Below are 17,340 nucleotides of genomic sequence, written 5' to 3'. Positions count from 1 at the left end.
GCATTAAGAAGAGAGAAAGCAGATGTACCGAAAGCAACAGTACTCAATTGAAACACCAGAAAACTTGAAAAATCTGTTCGGCGGGCAGTTAGACGAAGAAAATCGTTGGATAGAAATGTCAAAAATGATTCCCTGGGAAGAATATGAGGAAGAATATGCAAAAAACTTCACAGAAAAAAAAGGAGCCCCAGCCAAATCATTTAGAATGGCATTAGGAGCATTAATTATCAAAGAAATTTCAGGAAAAAGTGACAGAGAAACAGTAGAACAAATAAAAGAGAACCCTTATTTACAGTACTTTATAGGAATGGAAAGCTATAGTAGCAAAGAAGCATTTAATGCGTCAATGATGGTTCATTTTCGTAAAAAAATAGGAATGGAATTAATAAATAAAATTAATAAAGAAATAGAAAAAAAAGCGACGGGTGTAGCGTCAGAAAAAAAAGAAAATGAAGGAAAGTTATTGTTAGATGCGACTTGTACACCAGCAGATATAAAATATCCAACGGATATAGGAATATTGAATGATGCCAGAGAAAAAACAGAAAAAATAATAGATAAGCTGTATGAAGAAATAAAAGAGAAAAGGAAAGAAAAGCCGAGGACTTATAGGGAAGCTGACTTTTCCCGTTAAGTCCAAAATCCAGCAATGCAAACTTCTAGAGGCTTTATCTGGCAAGGGTTTGAGTAATGATTCTCTTGACAGGAAAAAAATATTCTGAAGCCATCATCCCGCTTATCGTTCAAATTTCAAAAACAAAGGATGAAGGGAGTATGAGACTGTAAAATGGAGAAAATCTTAAAGGGCAGGTCAAAAAATGTTGGAATGGTGGACAAAAAACTTTGCCAGTTGTGAATTGGGAGACGAGAGGCTAAACAATCGTGCCTTCTCGATTGGGAAAAAGTTAAGTGAGGGGTTTGGAAAAGCCTTATCAGAAGTGTTTAAGGGAGGAAACGAGTTAAAGAGGGCCTATGAATTTTTGGGAATCCGAAAACAGACTTTGTCAAGATAATAGAGCCGCACTGTGAAATGACAACTGCCGCCGTAGAAGAATATAAGATAATGCTATCAGTCGGAGATACGACCTTCTTAGATTATCGCAATATCAAGGAAAAAAGGGAAGGGTATGGGCCGACTGGAAAAGGAGGGAATGGATTAATACTGCATAGTGCTTTAGCAATTGAGCCAGAAAAAGGACAAGTATTAGGTTTATTATGGCAAAAACTGTGGAATAGGGAGGTAAAAGAAAAGCCCCCAACAGATGAAACGGCGAAGCAGAAAAAAGAAAGACAGAAAGAACAAAGAAAAGCAGCTCGTCAAAGACCATTTGAGGAAAAAGAATCCTACAAATGGGTAGAGGCTCTAAACACCTGTGAGAAACAGGTAGAAAGTTCAACGAGGGTAATTCATGTATTTGACAGAGAAGGAGATGTTTCAGAAGTCTTTGACTCAGTGCGTCAACTCAAGCATACAGGAGTGCTGGTCAGAGCGTCTCATAATCGTAGTTTAGACAAAAATAGTGAACGACTTTGGCAACATTTGGAATCAGAACCGATTCGTTTTCATCAAGAAATCGAGATTCCGAGTACAGGAAAAAGAAAAGCACGGAAGGTTAAGCTTGCCGTCCGATTTTGCTCAGTTAATCTACGAACTCCCTATCGTTTTGATAATCGTGACCCGTTGAATGTCTATGCTGTTTATGCGACAGAAATCGATTGTCCCGAAGGCGAAACTCCTTTATCTTGGATGCTTCTGACTACAGAAGTTGTTGAGACTATTGAGATGGCTGTCACTATTCTTCGTTGGTACACCTACCGATGGCGGGTTGAAGAATTTCATAAAGTCCTTAAGTCTGGTTGTCAGAGTGAGCGTTATCGACTTGCCTCTGATGGAATGAAAACTCTTTTGGGTTTTTTAAGTGTCATTGCTGTTGAACTTTTACACGTTACTTATCTTCATCGTACCCAGCCCGATGCTCTCGCGATTGAAATTCTTAATCCTCTTCAACTTCAGGTGTTAAAAGCAGCCGCCTCTCAAAAACTTCCCCCTATTTTGACTGTTGCTTGGGCTGTCGAGTCTGTTGCTTTTCTTGGTGGTTATCTTGAACATCGTCGTAAAACTCCTCTCGGTATCCAAGTCCTTTGGCGCGGTTGGTTGAAGTTGCATGACCTTTGCCAAGGCTGGCAGCTTGCAATCCGCACTTAACGGGAAAAGTCAGATAGGGAAGTGGCAAGAAAAGAGTACTTAGCCATAGCAAAAAAACGTCGTGTGTCAAAAAAAGAAAGAAGAAAAGGAACAAAAAAACAACTAGGATATATAAAAAGAAACTTGTCTGATATAGAAAAAATGATAGAAGAGGGAGCAAAGTTAGAAAAACTAACGAAAAAAGAGCAAGAAGAGCTTGTAACGATAGGAAAAGTGTATGAGCAACAGTTAGAAATGTATGAAAAAAAGACAAATAAAGTAGAAAACAGAATTGTGAGTGTAAGCCAACCTCACGTGCGTCCAATAGTGCGTGGAAAAGCGGGAAAAGCAGTAGAGTTTGGAGCTAAAATATCGGCAAGTAATGTGAATGGCTTTGTCTTCTTAGACAAATTAAGTTGGGATAATTACAACGAATCGGGAGATTTACAAGCGCGAATAGAAGAATATAAAAGGGAAACAGGATGTTATCCGGAATCGGTTCATGTGGATAAAATCTATCGAACAAAAGCGAATCGAGCTTATTGTAAAGAAAGGGATATAAGAATGAGTGGTCCCCGATTGGGAAGACCGCCGAAAGAGGTGAGCAAAGAAAAAAAGAAAGAGGCACGCTCAGATGAAAGAGTGCGTAATGCCATTGAGGGTAAATTCGGACAGGGAAAGAGGAAATTTAGTCTTGGTCGAGTGATGGCCAAACTACCTGAGACCTCGGAAACGGTAATTGCGATGAACTTTTTGGTAATGAATCTTTCTACTCTACTTCAGAAGACAAAAAGTAAAAAGTTGTAGAGTCGTTTTTCTTGTGAAAAATGGTGTTAATTTTCCTCTCTTTTGTGAGGAGTGATTTGTGTTGACCTTTTTAGACAGAAAGGAACAATAGATTAAACAAAATCTGTATTTTGATTTGTTTCCATAAGGATAAGTTATCTATGCTTTTTCAGTCCATACTTCCCTAACCCACATTTCTTTCGTTTTTTGACTTTTTCAGCAAGCCCTATTTAGCCGCCTTTCGTCGTCGAACAAATACTTATGCTAAATCTGTTGTGGGATTACAGCGAGTGCTAGATATTTTCTGGATGGTTCATAACTTTGTTCGCAGCCATTTTACGACGAAAAAAGTTCCTGCGGTAGCTCTCGGTATAATTCAAAAAGGGTTAACTTGGGAGGACTTACTCCAAATTCGCCTGATTTGTTGAACCTCTTGTATTGCAACGTTTATAGCTTCTAGCTAGACGATACCAGTGCCTTTGATAGCTGGCAACACCTTCTTGATTTTATGCTTGAGCCATTTGACCCTCTACCCGCCACTAATTCCTCCTGATTTTTCAAATTTAGAATTGCTGTTCTGAAACCAGCAATTCCAAATTCAAATGGTATAAATAGAGACAGAAAAACTTTGACCTATAGGAAGTTATGAATAAACTTACATCTTGCAGCAGAACAAAAGAACGACTGGCGGAAAGGGTCAAGAAAGTGGAAAAAGGAGTAGAAGTGAAAAAACAGCAAAACAATGGAAACCATTCTTATACAAGCCCAGACCCTAGTTTATACATTGCTAGGTTTGATGCCGACCTCCTATCAACGCGATAGTTTGCAGGCAATGTTGGGGCTATTCCTAGAAGCTCAAGGTCATCCTCTACCCCAACATAGTCAAACAAAATCACCCTCGGCCTTAAGCCGATTTTTGAATCAGTATGATTGGGGTACTCGCCAAATTATCCGAGCAGTGCGAAAAGCAATTCTCAAAGAACTACTTACCTATGCTCCAAGAGGAAGACGACCTTGGTTGCAGGTGATTGTGGACTTAACGACACTGGAGAAATGCGGAAAATTTAAGGCTTTTGAGCATTTAATTCATGTTCTTCACGGGAAGAGGGGTTTACATCTTTTGGTGATTTATCTGGTGATAGGAGAATTTCTAGTCCCCTGGGGATTTCGAGTTTGGAGAGGTAAAGAAACAAGAAGTCCCGCTCAACTCGCGGTGCGATTAGTGGATAGCCTACCCAAAGAACTCCTGAGTGCTTTTCGGGTTGTCATTTTAGCCGATACCGCCTTTAGTAGTGTGCAATTCCTTCAAGCGATGAAAAAACGCCGTCTTGCGGTTATCGTCGGTGTGCGTTGTGACCGTAAATTAGCTGATGGTCGTCAGCTTCGTGATTTGCTCAAAAAAGGACAACAGGTCACTCTTGATGGATTATCTTTCCCTGTTACTATCTCTTGGTTCTACCTCAAACGTAACGGCAAACTCGAAAAACGCTTCGTCTTATCGACTCGTCCTCTTAAGTCCAGTACCATTATCTGGTGGGGACGGCGAAGATGGAGTATTGAGGGCTTTTTCAAGACCGTAAAACATCGTTTTGGTTTACATCGTTTTGGTCAACAAACTCTTCTGGGGGTTTATCGCTGGTTGCTTCTTTCGATGATTAGTTTTCTTCTTGCCCATTGGGTTTATCTTTCTACTGACTCCTCTAAACCACCTGATTGGGGTCAAGCTTCTGCTTCTGCTCTTCAGACACTTTTTCCTGATGTTGCTCTTTGTTCCCTTTTTTCTCAAGTCGAGCGATTACGTCCACTTTTGCAATCTTTTGGACTCCAACTTCAGTTAGTTGCTGTCACAACTTAGAACATGAGTTTTGGTGCAAGATGTAAGTCAAACAACTCTTTTGTTATTTCAGGGATTTCTACCCCTGGCTGATTTGTCTTACGACGTAAGTCTGGGTTTCCTTTTCTCCGAGGATGTTGTCTTGCCATTTGTTTTTTGCTCACTTTTTTATATACTAACCTTTTTTTCAGCCTACTCTTACTTCCGCCTGCTTTTAGGCTAATCTTTTGTGAGTAGGCATTTTGGCTTAAGTTGACACCAATGGTAGTCTATTCCCTTTGTTTGGGTTAATTTACCAAGCATTGAGGAGCATGGGATTCTTGAAAGCCTATGAAATATTGAGGGGAAATCTTCTAGTAGCAATGGATGGGACAAATTACTACAGTTCGGAAAAAGTAAATTGTCCATGCTGTTCAACCAAAACGTCAAAACAGGGAAAAGTCACCTACTTCCATCAGGCATTATTGCCCGTGATTGTTTCCCCAGACCATGAATCAGTTTTTTCCTTACCCCCTGAATTTATCACCCCTCAAGACGGGTCTGAAAAGCAAGATTGTGAGCAAAATGCGGCGAAACGTTGGATAAGTAACCATGCTAGTTTGTTTGCGGGACAGAAGATAACTCTGCTAGGGGATGACTTGTACAGTCGTCAGCCCACTTGTCAGCACTGTCTCGACCACGATTTCAACTTTATCTTCGTCTGTTTACCGACTTCTCATCCCACACTCTATGAATGGTTAAACTATTTAGAAGCTAATGGAGAAGTCAAAACCACTCAACACCGACGTTGGAATGGGAAGTATTTCGAGATTTGGCACTGCCGTTATCTCAATCAGATTCCCCTGCGAGACCAACAGCCTGCTTTGTTGGTTAACTGGTGTGAGCTAAAAATCCACCGCGAATCCGATGCTCAACTTCTTTATCACAATAGTTGGATTACCAATCATTTTCTCACCCCTCACATCGTTCTTGATGTCTGTCGTGCTGGACGGACTCGTTGGCGCACTGAGAACGAGAATCACAATATTCTCAAAAATCGAGGCTATCACTTAGAGCATAATTTTGGGCATGGTAAACAACACCTCGCCTCTGTTTTGCTTACCCTGAATTTGCTGGCTTTTCTCTTGCACACGGTTTTAGGTTTGGTTGATGAACGTTACCAGAGAATTCGCGTCCAACGCGGCACTCGTAAGGGATTCTTTCAAGATATTCTCTCTTTGACCAAATATCTGGGCTCTCCCCTTGTCTGTGTGTAATGTTATGTTACGAGTTAAAGCAAGCTAACAATTTAAGCCGTAGATGCTCAAATTAGCAAATCCATAACTTTTCCTTTTTATTAATTTAATTTTTGTATTCATCCCTTCCGTTAATCCATTAGTTGTATGGTTTTCAAAATAATTGCATATACCTGTCAAATGAGTTTTCAGCATACCCACACTTTTTTTATAGAATAGGCACGCTGTTCTCATCCATTTTTCAAATTTTCTCCTTGCACCATTTGTCGTTCTTGAATGCTCATAAATATCTCTAATCTCTTCCTTCATTTCATACGCTATTCCTAAACAAGGATACATTTTCAATATCTCTTCTAACTCTTCTCTTTTTTCTTTTTTTAACTCTTCTTTATTTTTCCATAATAGGTATGTTAAACCCTTTTTATGGATATTCATTTTCTTTCTCAATTTATTCAATTCTTCATTTATATTTTTCATTACATGAAATCTATCATAGACGATTTTAGCATTTACAAATAACTCCTTTATTGCTGACGTAAATCACTCCCACATATCCACACTTACTTCCTTTACATTCTCTCTAACCCTTGCTGGCTGCACCTTTAGGGCTTCTATTATCTCTTCTTTTTTGTGTCCTTTTATTACTTCTAACAATTCCTTTTTATTTATATCTATCACTGTTGTAATAAAGTCTTTTTTTCCTTTTCTATTACTAAATTCGTCTAAACTTATCTTTTCTGGTAATTCCCATTCCTTCTTTTCTGCCTGCTTTGCATACTCTTCAAATATTGATTCCAATGTTCCCCAACTTATTTCTTCTTCTTGCCTTACCTCTTCTACATTTTTCTTTTTTACTTGCTCATAAATCTTTTCTTCATAACGAATTGTATAATGTTTTCTTAGCCGCATAAAGTCCAGTCTTTCTGTTATGTATTTCTGACATTTTTCACAATGGAACTGGCGGCGGGGCACTTCCAGATATACTTTCTTTCCCAATAGGGATAAATCCCGAACCAAATTATATTCTATTTGATTTATATCTTCCAATTCTTTATGACAATTTGGACATTCCATTACTTCGTTTTTCATTTTTAATTTTAAGAACAAAGCACCATCTATTTCTCGATAGTTTACGACTGTTACCTTTGGCAATCCTAGTAGCTCATCCAAGTTTATCCACATACTCCACCTCCTACTGTGGTATTACTATTATACACTTTCCACACAGTTGGGGGAAGAGCCATATCTGTTCTTTGAAAGCTGGCATCATCTTTTAGATTTTATGCTTGATGACTCAGTTTCTCTCGCTGTCTCGAATTCTTCCTAGTTGATTAATTGGCAATTTTCATAGCAAAACCCTTGCCAGTAAATACATCGAGTCTTTTGTATCTTTGACTACATTCTGAATTTGGAATTGCTGATTAGTCAAGAGGCTGAGAAATGATCAGCAATTCTCAGTTTTAGACACAGCAAGCCTTTTAGGGATTTAAAGAACATTTTAAAGGGGTTTTTGGGGCAATCCTAGATGTACTATTGTGCCTAAAAGCTTGAAGACTCGTAAAATGAACTTGTTAATCCCGTTGAATTTTCCCCCGTATTACGCGAACTAAAACCTGAAACCCTTGCTACAGCGCAAATTTAGAATTGCTGTTCTGAAACAAACTTGAATCTCGGTCTCTTAGAGAGTCAGTAACCTACAAACAAACTTGATCAATCACTAAATAGAGCATTACATTGATTCTAAATATTGGCATTAAACCCCTTGACCGTAAGCACTTCAGGGATTTTGTATCTTTAGCTACATTCTGAATTTGGAATTGCTGTATTCAGGAGGATTAACTTCAATCCGCAGTTGTTCGGCTATTTCTGGCAGCCAATGACAGATAGTTTTACCTTGGTTGAAAGTTGTCCTGACCGCGATGCACTTAACTGGTTTAAATAGCTTCTAAATAGGGCTTGCTGAAAAAGTCCACAAAACGAACCTAGATGCCACAGGGCGCGAAAAATGGTGACTTCAGAGATCAGTTTCCAGTTTTACCCCACATTTTTCCAGCAAAGTGCATGGATTTTGAGCCTCCAAATGCCATAACCTTGCATCTGATCGTTTGTAAAATGCCTGAAAGTATTGTCTAGCAAGGATTTCATCCTTATTCAGCAAGCCCTAAATATTTGCTATCGAGCAGAAATGAGCCTTGATCGAATTTTACCACCCAATAACCCCCCGGCCGGCGATCTATAACTGTGCCTATATCGTCGATACTGAGCAGATCCGGCGGCCGTAACATAGGCATGGGATCGGCAGTTTTCAGGTAAGGGGGAATGGCAATCAGACGGACTTTTCCCCCGACGTTAATTTCACTCATGGTACTGGCTAGATGTGATCGTGATAATCCTCCAAGTTAGCATATTTCAAATCATCGAAAATTTGGATCTGAAACTCCGCAGCAATTCCAAATTCAAACGGTAACATAAGATACAGACATGATCTTGTTTTTATGGATATGAGAGATATTAACCTAATCTCTGAGTTTTTTTGCATTCCCTCCTCGAATCTCGGTCTCTTAGAGAGTCAGTAAGAGATAGCCATAAAATAAATGATCCGATAGAATAGCAAAAGACAGTTTTAACAAAAAGGTAAATTGTATGCTGAAAAAATCAGTAACGGAAATCAGTGAAGACCTAAAATCGCTGTACATCGAAACAGCCAAAAAACTAAAAGGTAGCGACAGGAGACAATTCATGGCACAGGTTGTACAAGGTTTGGGAATAGGGGGACAAACCTTCGCAGAACGCGAATTAGGGTGGAATAGACGAACAATCCGCAAAGGAACAGAAGAATTAACGAGTGGTCAAGCATTCATAGATGGTCACAGCCGTAGTGGGCGCAAAAAAATAGAAACAAAATTACCGAATATCTTAGAAGATATAAAGTCGATAGTGGAGCCGAAAAGTCAAACAGACCCAAGTTTTAAAAGTACGCGATTATATACGAGAATAACAAGTGAAGAGGTGCGTAGGGGGAGCATCTCACCCTTGCAATAAGTAGAAATACTTAACGAGGTAAATGAAAGAGTCAAAAAAGGTAATCATTTAAATAGGGCTTGCTGAAAAAGTCAAAAAACGAAAGAAATGTGGGTTAGGGAAGTATGGACTGAAAAAGCATAGATAACTTATCCTTATGGAAACAAATCAAAATACAGATTTTGTTTAATCTATTGTTCCTTTCTGTCTAAAAAGGTCAACACAAATCACTCCTCACAAAAGAGAGGAAAATTAACACCATTTTTCACAAGAAAAACGACTCTACAACTTTTTACTTTTTGTCTTCTGAAGTAGAGTAGAAAGATTCATTACCAAAAAGTTCATCGCAATTACCGTTTCCGAGGTCTCAGGTAGTTTGGCCATCACTCGACCAAGACTAATTGGGTACATCCCGGACAAAGTAGTACATAGAATCTGGGGTAAAATGGAAAAAAACTGATGAGCGAAAAAAGTATGTTACCGATTCCCCCAGAAGAAAAAGCACTGTTAAAACAGCATCTCACCGAATCAGCCCGTATCCTGCGCAAATATACGGAACCAGAGAAACAGAAGGACTTTGGAAGCATCGAAGTAGAAGTCAGAACCCAGATGTTAGAAATTGTGGGGCCAACAATGGGGGAGTTTTTTTTTCAGAAGGGGGAAAAAAACGGTCTGGAAACAAGCGAAAAATCAAAACCCTAGTCGGAGAAGTGGAAATAAGCCAAAAACAAGCCAGAAAACTAAAGGTGTCGCCAAAAATCGTCTTAAGTCCAGGTTTAGAGAAATGCTGTCTAAGAGCCAGTGCGAAAACATCCTACCAACAAGCAGAAGAAGATATAGAGGAGTTGATGGGGATAAAAGTAGGACATAGCAGTTTACATCGCTTGGTAGAACGGACAGAACTGCCCTTAGCTCAAGCTCAGTCAGAGAGTGCGGGGGTCAGTATAGATGGGGGAAAGATTTGTCTGCGGGGCGAGGAGAAGGAAGGGGGACAGTGGCGAGATTATAAACTGGTGAGTCTTCATGGCAATGTCTGTGAAGCCTTTTTCCAAGACCCAGAGGGCTTAAAGAATTGGAGCAATGTTCAACCTTTGTCTCCAATAGTGACCTTTTTGGGAGATGGTCATCCCGGAATCTGGAATGCGGTAGAGAGTTTCGCCACTCAATCGTGGCGGGTGCGACCTTTAGTTGATAAAAGCTGTTGTAATCAGGGTTCTACAGGGAACCCATATTGATCAAGTTTTGCCCAAAATTGACTCCATCGTTCCTTGGTCAATACCAAAGCTCGTAGGCTCAAAATAATTCCTGCTCCTTTTTCCTTCCATCGCATTCCTGAACAACATAATCGTTGTTTGACCAACGTCTTACAAGCTGCTTCCGTAACACCTGAACCAATCGGATACTTTTTCTCTAAGTATTCAGCATAATCCATTTGATGCTGATGATTCTCGTAATAAGTAATCGCCGCTTGTAGTTTCTCGGTAAGATTCTTAGAATGACTTTTTTCTTCTTTGACTTCTTTCATCAGATTTAGCAGTTCTCCTGCTTTTCCTTTTTCATGCTTGAGTTCTCGACAATTTTCAGTCAACCATTCTTTTTGTTTTGACACGGTATTCGGATGCAACGCTTCTGCCAACGCTCCTAAGTAACCAGAGGCATGATAGAAATCTAATATCTGTTCTTCCGTCTGCTTTTCTAAAAACTTCCAATTTGATTCTGCACCATCTGCTATACCGACAAATTTTGCCTCTGGATAACGGTTTTTCGCTCGCTCAATTTCTCTTTCCAATCTTTCTAGAAAACTCTTTTTTCCGTACTCTGGTGCCGCACCTAGATAGATTGTCTGTTGACGTTCTCCCTCACTATCGTATAGGGAAACGGTTCCCACCATTGCTTCACGGTAGCCATCCTCACACATCAGCATACAGGTTCCATCTAATCCTATTCCCACTGTTGCAATTTGGCTATCCTCCTTGGGCGGGGCATAACTCCACGCTTCTTCTTTTGCCTGTACCACACTTCCTACTGCTTCACTCAATCTTTGGATATAGGATAGCGCTACTTTTCTACCATGATTTTCTAATAAATCATTTTTCACCTCTTTGCCTGCCATCCCTGACATTTTTGAGGATACCTGTTTTGCCAATAATGGCGTTGATGTTATGATTATCCTTGCTTCTCTTTCTAAGGGGCAATACGTTTTTCCTCAAAGGTGAACGCTGATATACATGACGATTCACTATAACCTCACCATAAGGTGTTTGATATTCTTTCGGTTGCTCTCCCTTACTCTTCCAGATTTCTTCACCGATTTTTAAGGGTGAACCATCTGTATCTAAATATTTCAAGGCTTCTTTGCTGGCGATGCAACCTACTTCGTTTAAGCCTTTTTGAATATTTATTTCTGTATCCAACATTGAACGACTGAGTTCTAATGTTAGTTCTATTTTTATCTTTGAACCCTCTACATTAATTAGTTTTGCTGTCATCATTGTTTCCTCTTTGTCACTTTTCATCTCATGTTAACACTTTTCTTTTCCTTCATCAACTAAAGGTCACACCCATCGTGGCTGATACGACGAGAGGTGTTGGATTGGTATCATCTCAAGGAGAATCTGTTCAAAGTGGGTGGCTCTCTCAAACGGCTAGAAGCAGTGGAGCATTTACTGTGGCGGGGTTTTGTGAACAAGGCAATAGATGCGTTTGATGGAGTCAAAAGCAAGAGGGCAAAGAATTTTCAAGCCTATTTGACGAAGCATTATCAGCGTATCCCTGATTACCAATACTATCAACAGCTTGGTATTGTGATTGGTTCTGGTGATGTGGGAACTGGTATCGTCTGATCAAAGTTGGAAAAAGTTATGGTGTAAGGCTTTGAGAAAATAGAAAAATAGTTTAAGACTAGACATCGGCCCGTTTTTATTATATTATTATTGTCATTATATCAAAGAAGAAGGAAACAGAAAACAATGTCAATATTAAAGAAAAGCTCTATGAAAATCCTGAATGATGTTGGCTTGTGCCAAGAGAAAGAGGATGCCTTATTCAAGGACAACTGTCCTCATTGCTATAGTGAAAACGTAAAAATACATTCTCATTATCAAACGAAAGGTAACGGGGAACGTAAAATGTTCATTTGTCAAGAATGTAGTTCTTGTTTTGCTGAGACTTATGGTAGCGTAATCGCTGGCGTAGAAACCCCATTAAGTGAAATTGTAAAAGTATTAAAAGCCAGAATGGAAGGAATAGGATTAAATGCAGCAGCCCGAGCATTCGGCTACGCGAAAACAACAATATTGAATTGGGAAAAGAAATTATCAGGATTACAAGAGACATTATTTTTATACGCCTTAGTGAATGAATTTGTTAAATTAGTAATAGAAGGGGATGAACTATACACAAAAGTTGGAAAAAATAAAGAAGCAAGTGCCTCTGAGGGGTGGACAATCGTGCTCATGGACAGGGCTAGCCGCTTTATTTGGCATTTAAAATGTGGTCGAAAAGAGCAGAAATTATTTCTAGAAGCAATGATGACGGTAGCGGAATTATTTGAAAGGAGTGCAGAATCTCTCCAGTTATTTACAGATGGAGAAAAGCGATATAGTCAACTGCTATTTAATATTTGTCACGAAGTATTAAGGACTGGAAAGCGAGGTCGTCCCACCAAAGTATTACCGAAGGGTCTTGTAGTAAGACTAAAAAATAAGAGTAGTAAACGTCGAGATTCTGAGGGTAAACTAAAGAAAGTAGAAACTCCGAAACCAGAACATCCAGAGACAACAGAAAAACCAGAAGAAAAGGACGTCCATGCCAACCACGTTGAGGCATTTAATAGTGCTATCCGACGCTATTTAGCCGCCTTTTGTCGTCGTACAAATACTTATGCTAAATCTGTTGTGGGATTACAGCGAGTCCTAGATATTTTCTGGATGGTTCATAACTTTGTTCGCAGCCATTTTACGACTAGAGAAGTTCCTGCTGTAGCTCTCGGTATAATTGAAAAGGGGTTAACTTGGGAGGACTTACTCCAAATTCGCCTGATTTCTTGAACCTCTCGTATTGCAACGTTTGTAGCTTCTAGCTAGACGATACCAGTGCCGTGATGTGGAGTCTAAGATTAAACAGGTGGGAGCTAGGGTTAAATTGTCGGGAGCACGTTGGCATCTTCATAATGTTTCTCGTATTCTTCGGCTACGATGTGCTTATCTCAATCACTCTCCTCTTTTGAGTGTCAATGTATTATCTTAAGTGGGATGCACCCGACTAAATTTCCTCTTTCCCTGTCCGAATTTACCCTCAATGGCATTACGCACTCTTTCATCTGAGCGTGCCTCTTTCTTTTTTTCTTTGCTCACCTCTTTCGGCGGTCTTCCCAATCGGGGACCACTCATTCTTATATCCCTTTCTTTACAATAAGCTCGATTCGCTTTTGTTCGATAGATTTTATCCACATGAACCGATTCCGGATAACATCCTGTTTCCCTTTTATATTCTTCTATTCGCGCTTGTAAATCTCCCGATTCGTTGTAATTAGGGCTTGCTGAAAAAAGCTGAAACCTTTACGGAGAAAAATAGTAGGCGAATTAAGAACCGCTAGAATGCACGAAAATAGGGTAGAATGCCTCAAAACCATTGCATTAAGAAGAGAGAAAGCAGATGTACCGAAAGCAACAGTACTCAATTGAAACACCAGAAAACTTGAAAAATCTGTTCGGCGGGCAGTTAGACGAAGAAAATCGTTGGATAGAAATGTCAAAAATGATTCCCTGGGAAGAATATGAGGAAGAATATGCAAAAAACTTCACAGAAAAAAAAGGAGCCCCAGCCAAATCATTTAGAATGGCATTAGGAGCATTAATTATCAAAGAAATTTCAGGAAAAAGTGACAGAGAAACAGTAGAACAAATAAAAGAGAACCCTTATTTACAGTACTTTATAGGAATGGAAAGCTATAGTAGCAAAGAAGCATTTAATGCGTCAATGATGGTTCATTTTCGTAAAAAAATAGGAATGGAATTAATAAATAAAATTAATAAAGAAATAGAAAAAAAAGCGACGGGTGTAGCGTCAGAAAAAAAAGAAAATGAAGGAAAGTTATTGTTAGATGCGACTTGTACACCAGCAGATATAAAATATCCAACGGATATAGGAATATTGAATGATGCCAGAGAAAAAACAGAAAAAATAATAGATAAGCTGTATGAAGAAATAAAAGAGAAAAGGAAAGAAAAGCCGAGGACTTATAGGGAAGTGGCAAGAAAAGAGTACTTAGCCATAGCAAAAAAACGTCGTGTGTCAAAAAAAGAAAGAAGAAAAGGAACAAAAAAACAACTAGGATATATAAAAAGAAACTTGTCTCATATAGAAAAAATGATAGAAGAGGGAGCAAAGTTAGAAAAACTAACGAAAAAAGAGCAAGAAGAGCTTGTAACGATAGGAAAAGTGTATGAGCAACAGTTAGAAATGTATGAAAAAAAGACAAATAAAGTAGAAAACAGAATTGTGAGTGTAAGCCAACCTCACGTGCGTCCAATAGTGCGTGGAAAAGCGGGAAAAGCAGTAGAGTTTGGAGCTAAAATATCGGCAAGTAATGTGAATGGCTTTGTCTTCTTAGACAAATTAAGTTGGGATAATTACAACGAATCGGGAGATTTACAAGCGCGAATAGAAGAATATAAAAGGGAAACAGGATGTTATCCGGAATCGGTTCATGTGGATAAAATCTATCGAACAAAAGCGAATCGAGCTTATTGTAAAGAAAGGGATATAAGAATGAGTGGTCCCCGATTGGGAAGACCGCCGAAAGAGGTGAGCAAAGAAAAAAAGAAAGAGGCACGCTCAGATGAAAGAGTGCGTAATGCCATTGAGGGTAAATTCGGACAGGGAAAGAGGAAATTTAGTCTTGGTCGAGTGATGGCCAAACTACCTGAGACCTCGGAAACGGTAATTGCGATGAACTTTTTGGTAATGAATCTTTCTACTCTACTTCAGAAGACAAAAAGTAAAAAGTTGTAGAGTCGTTTTTCTTGTGAAAAATGGTGTTAATTTTCCTCTCTTTTGTGAGGAGTGATTTGTGTTGACCTTTTTAGACAGAAAGGAACAATAGATTAAACAAAATCTGTATTTTGATTTGTTTCCATAAGGATAAGTTATCTATGCTTTTTCAGTCCATACTTCCCTAACCCACATTTCTTTCGTTTTTTGACTTTTTCAGCAAGCCCTAATTATCCCAACTTAATTTGTCTAAGAAGACAAAGCCATTCACATTACTTGCTGATATTTTAGCTCCAAACTCTACTGCTTTTCCCGCTTTTCCACGCACTATTGGACGCACGTGAGGTTGGCTTACACTCACAATTCTGTTTTCTACTTTATTTGTCTTTTTTTCATACATTTCTAACTGTTGCTCATACACTTTTCCTATCGTTACAAGCTCTTCTTGCTCTTTTTTCGTTAGTTTTTCTAACTTTGCTCCCTCTTCTATCATTTTTTCTATATGAGACAAGTTTCTTTTTATATATCCTAGTTGTTTTTTTGTTCCTTTTCTTCTTTCTTTTTTTGACACACGACGTTTTTTTGCTATGGCTAAGTACTCTTTTCTTGCCACTTCCCTATAAGTCCTCGGCTTTTCTTTCCTTTTCTCTTTTATTTCTTCATACAGCTTATCTATTATTTTTTCTGTTTTTTCTCTGGCATCATTCAATATTCCTATCTGGACAGTGGGAAGTTCTCGAGGCGTGTAAGTGGAGAAAAGAAAATCGGACATCCGATACAAAAGAGTGCCGTTATGTCCGAAACTGGCTGATATAAGAAAATCGATAGCCAGTGCTATCTATCAATTATGCAACTATGTCAGCGACTAGAGCAAATCCTCAATAATCTCCGTCCAGCCTTTAGCCGAGAAGCAACGTTCCAATGGTTTATCCTGTTAGTCTGGGGAGTAGTGCTCAACAGCCAACCCAGCGCAATAACTAGCTATGTCAATGCCATTGGCTTAACAGAGAGCTACTACAATCAGGCTCTACATTGGTTTGATTCCAAGGCGTTTAGGGTCGAAGGACTAACTTTACAATGGTCAAAGTGGCTAAGTCAGCATGAAAGTCTATACAGAATTAAAGGGAAACGGGTGTATGTGGGTGATGGCATCAAAGTGGGGAAAGAAGGACGCAAGATGCCAGGTGTAAAACGACTACACCAAGAATCGGAAGATGTGTCCAAGCCAGAGTGGATAAGGGGTCATTACTTCAATGCCTTGAGTATTTTGGTGGGAGTAGGGAAAGCCTGCTTTGCCTTGCCCTTAGTGTTGCGGCTAGACGATGGCATCAAGTCCAAAGCAACCGAGAAGGGGGAGGGAAAAGGCAAAAAAAAGGTGAAGACGAGCCTGGTGACAAAAATGGCTGACCTTTGTGTTACTTACGCAGAGGCAGGGAGTTATGTAATTTTGGATGCTTATTTTGCTTGCGAACCAGTGCTCAAAAGTTTTCGCCAGAACGCCTTGCATCTAATCACAAGAGTGCGTTGCTCCACCGTCGCCTATGCCCCCTTTTGTTCCGTGCCGACGCTGACGGGGAGAGGACGACCACGGATTTGGGGGAGTTCGATAAAACTAGAAAAGCTGTTCGCTCTGGCGGCGGACTTTCCGACAGCTAAAGTCTGGCTCTATGGTCAACAAGTCACGGTTTCTTATCAGTGCTTTGAGTTCCACTGGGATAGTCCCCATCAGCTCGTCAAGTTTGTTCTGACCCAATTGCCTAACGGACGACGACTGATTCTGCTTTCTACTGATCTCTGTTTGACTGGACCTGAGATTATTGCCGCTTACGGTCTCCGATTTAAGATTGAAGTCACTTTTCGTCAATTAGTCCATCTTTTGGGCAGCTTTGCCTATCGTTTTTGGCTTAAGAGTCTTCCTACTTTACCTACCTGGCCCAGCAATCTTATCCTCAGTGACTATCCACAAGCTGTTCAGACTCAGATTTTAAACAAGGTAGAAGCCTTTGAGCGTTTTGTTAACCTTAATGCCATTGCTTTAGGGCTACTTCAAATTCTCGCCTTAGAGTTACCCCAGGGGATTTGGGCTAATTTTCCTCGATGGTTTCGGACATTACCATCCCATGGCTACCCTAGTGAACGGATTGCTCAACTAGCCCTTCAACATCAAGCCCAAATGATTTTTCCTCAAAGTCCACCCAGTCTGCTTTTGCCTAAATTCCTTACCGCTAAACTTGCCTCTTCCCCAAGCCCTGATATGCTTACTTTCGTCGCATAGTCATTACCTT

13 protein-coding genes and 9 pseudogenes are annotated in these 17,340 nt (G+C 39.7%); 15 read left to right on the top strand and 7 right to left on the bottom strand.

From position 1 onward, the window contains the following. The first annotated feature begins 22 nt into the window (after window positions 1-22). From KA717_26645 to KA717_26620, 6 genes and pseudogenes are all read left to right on the top strand, one after another. Window positions 23-613, top strand: a pseudogene (locus tag KA717_26645) (transposase). A 205-nt stretch (window positions 614-818) separates the two neighbouring features. Further along, window positions 819-1,013 carry a transposase gene (locus KA717_26640; GenBank protein UXE59391.1) on the top strand — a complete coding sequence of 65 codons (195 nt, stop codon included), beginning with the start codon at window positions 819-821 and terminating at the stop codon, window positions 1,011-1,013. 17 nt (window positions 1,014-1,030) lie between these two features. After that, entirely contained in the window at window positions 1,031-2,206 is a 1,176-nt protein-coding gene (locus KA717_26635; protein ID UXE59390.1) for an IS4 family transposase, read from the top strand. After that, window positions 2,207-2,992: pseudogene (locus tag KA717_26630) on the top strand (transposase). A 254-nt stretch (window positions 2,993-3,246) separates the two neighbouring features. Next, complete coding sequence (locus KA717_26625; protein UXE59389.1) at window positions 3,247-3,399, top strand: hypothetical protein; 153 nt, start codon at window positions 3,247-3,249, stop codon at window positions 3,397-3,399. 314 nt (window positions 3,400-3,713) lie between these two features. Next, window positions 3,714-4,826, top strand: a complete 1,113-nt coding sequence (locus tag KA717_26620; protein ID UXE59388.1) for a transposase — start codon at window positions 3,714-3,716, stop codon at window positions 4,824-4,826. On the opposite strand, the gene KA717_26615 is transcribed toward KA717_26620, so the two are convergent. After that, on the bottom strand, window positions 4,823-4,969 hold the full coding sequence (locus KA717_26615) for a hypothetical protein (protein UXE59387.1): 147 nt from the start codon (window positions 4,967-4,969) through the stop codon (window positions 4,823-4,825). The genes KA717_26620 and KA717_26615 overlap by 4 nt on opposite strands. A 147-nt stretch (window positions 4,970-5,116) precedes the next feature. On the opposite strand from KA717_26615, the gene KA717_26610 reads away from it, so the two are divergent. Further along, window positions 5,117-6,061: an ISNCY family transposase gene (locus tag KA717_26610; GenBank protein ID UXE59386.1), complete on the top strand. Its 945-nt coding sequence runs from the start codon at window positions 5,117-5,119 to the stop codon at window positions 6,059-6,061. Between the two features lie 7 nt (window positions 6,062-6,068). On the opposite strand, the pseudogene KA717_26605 reads toward KA717_26610, so the two are convergent. Together KA717_26605 and KA717_26600 are read right to left on the bottom strand one after the other, a co-directional pair. Further along, a pseudogene (locus tag KA717_26605) lies at window positions 6,069-7,222 on the bottom strand (ISL3 family transposase). A 965-nt stretch (window positions 7,223-8,187) separates the two neighbouring features. After that, window positions 8,188-8,403, bottom strand: coding sequence for a DUF3148 domain-containing protein (locus KA717_26600; protein UXE59385.1), 216 nt, complete (start codon window positions 8,401-8,403; stop codon window positions 8,188-8,190). A 280-nt stretch (window positions 8,404-8,683) separates the two neighbouring features. Between KA717_26600 and KA717_26595 the strand changes: the two genes are divergently transcribed. After that, the gene (locus KA717_26595; GenBank protein ID UXE59384.1) at window positions 8,684-9,082 is read left to right on the top strand and encodes a hypothetical protein; all 399 of its coding nucleotides are present in this window, start codon (window positions 8,684-8,686) and stop codon (window positions 9,080-9,082) included. Window positions 9,083-9,370: 288 nt separating this feature from the next. On the opposite strand, the pseudogene KA717_26590 reads toward KA717_26595, so the two are convergent. Then, window positions 9,371-9,460: pseudogene (locus KA717_26590) on the bottom strand (transposase). A gap of 60 nt (window positions 9,461-9,520) precedes the next feature. Between KA717_26590 and KA717_26585 the strand changes: the two are divergent. Then, a complete protein-coding gene (locus tag KA717_26585; protein ID UXE59383.1) occupies window positions 9,521-9,763 on the top strand; it encodes a hypothetical protein in 243 nt (80 codons plus the stop codon). An 8-nt stretch (window positions 9,764-9,771) separates the two neighbouring features. After that, window positions 9,772-10,296: a hypothetical protein gene (locus KA717_26580; protein UXE59382.1), complete on the top strand. Its 525-nt coding sequence runs from the start codon at window positions 9,772-9,774 to the stop codon at window positions 10,294-10,296. On the opposite strand, the pseudogene KA717_26575 reads toward KA717_26580, so the two are convergent. Continuing rightward, a pseudogene (locus KA717_26575) lies at window positions 10,269-11,550 on the bottom strand (ISKra4 family transposase). The gene KA717_26580 and the pseudogene KA717_26575 overlap by 28 nt on opposite strands. A gap of 87 nt (window positions 11,551-11,637) precedes the next feature. Between KA717_26575 and KA717_26570 the strand changes: the two are divergent. From KA717_26570 to KA717_26560, 3 genes and pseudogenes are all read left to right on the top strand, one after another. After that, a pseudogene (locus tag KA717_26570) lies at window positions 11,638-11,853 on the top strand (ISKra4 family transposase). 177 nt (window positions 11,854-12,030) lie between these two features. Continuing rightward, entirely contained in the window at window positions 12,031-13,110 is a 1,080-nt protein-coding gene (locus KA717_26565; protein ID UXE59381.1) for an IS1 family transposase, read from the top strand. Between the two features lie 55 nt (window positions 13,111-13,165). Then, window positions 13,166-13,309, top strand: a pseudogene (locus KA717_26560) (hypothetical protein). 14 nt (window positions 13,310-13,323) lie between these two features. On the opposite strand, the pseudogene KA717_26555 reads toward KA717_26560, so the two are convergent. After that, window positions 13,324-13,593, bottom strand: a pseudogene (locus KA717_26555) (transposase). A 124-nt stretch (window positions 13,594-13,717) separates the two neighbouring features. Between KA717_26555 and KA717_26550 the strand changes: the two are divergent. Beyond that, a pseudogene (locus KA717_26550) lies at window positions 13,718-15,055 on the top strand (IS5 family transposase). Between the two features lie 226 nt (window positions 15,056-15,281). Here the strand turns inward: KA717_26550 and KA717_26545 are convergent. Then, on the bottom strand, window positions 15,282-15,827 hold the full coding sequence (locus tag KA717_26545) for a hypothetical protein (GenBank protein UXE59380.1): 546 nt from the start codon (window positions 15,825-15,827) through the stop codon (window positions 15,282-15,284). A 75-nt stretch (window positions 15,828-15,902) separates the two neighbouring features. On the opposite strand from KA717_26545, the gene KA717_26540 reads away from it, so the two are divergent. Beyond that, window positions 15,903-17,330, top strand: coding sequence for a transposase (locus tag KA717_26540; protein UXE59379.1), 1,428 nt, complete (start codon window positions 15,903-15,905; stop codon window positions 17,328-17,330). Window positions 17,331-17,340 lie beyond the last annotated feature (10 nt).

This window comes from Woronichinia naegeliana WA131 (assembly GCA_025370055.1).
GTDB lineage: Bacteria > Cyanobacteriota > Cyanobacteriia > Cyanobacteriales > Microcystaceae > Woronichinia > Woronichinia naegeliana.
This window is presented reverse-complemented; position numbering and strand designations above follow the sequence as displayed.

What these genes read in the sequence shown, in the direction of transcription:
- KA717_26545 (UXE59380.1), bottom strand. Translation starts at nt 15,827, where the DNA reads ATGTCCGATTTTCTTTTCTCCACTTACACGCCTCGAGAACTTCCCACT.
- KA717_26595 (UXE59384.1), top strand. Translation starts at nt 8,684, where the DNA reads ATGCTGAAAAAATCAGTAACGGAAATCAGTGAAGACCTAAAATCGCTG.
- KA717_26640 (UXE59391.1), top strand. Translation starts at nt 819, where the DNA reads ATGTTGGAATGGTGGACAAAAAACTTTGCCAGTTGTGAATTGGGAGAC.
- KA717_26610 (UXE59386.1), top strand. Translation starts at nt 5,117, where the DNA reads ATGGGATTCTTGAAAGCCTATGAAATATTGAGGGGAAATCTTCTAGTA.
- KA717_26620 (UXE59388.1), top strand. Translation starts at nt 3,714, where the DNA reads ATGGAAACCATTCTTATACAAGCCCAGACCCTAGTTTATACATTGCTA.
- KA717_26600 (UXE59385.1), bottom strand. Translation starts at nt 8,403, where the DNA reads ATGAGTGAAATTAACGTCGGGGGAAAAGTCCGTCTGATTGCCATTCCC.
- KA717_26540 (UXE59379.1), top strand. Translation starts at nt 15,903, where the DNA reads ATGCAACTATGTCAGCGACTAGAGCAAATCCTCAATAATCTCCGTCCA.
- KA717_26585 (UXE59383.1), top strand. Translation starts at nt 9,521, where the DNA reads ATGAGCGAAAAAAGTATGTTACCGATTCCCCCAGAAGAAAAAGCACTG.
- KA717_26565 (UXE59381.1), top strand. Translation starts at nt 12,031, where the DNA reads ATGTCAATATTAAAGAAAAGCTCTATGAAAATCCTGAATGATGTTGGC.
- KA717_26635 (UXE59390.1), top strand. Translation starts at nt 1,031, where the DNA reads ATGACAACTGCCGCCGTAGAAGAATATAAGATAATGCTATCAGTCGGA.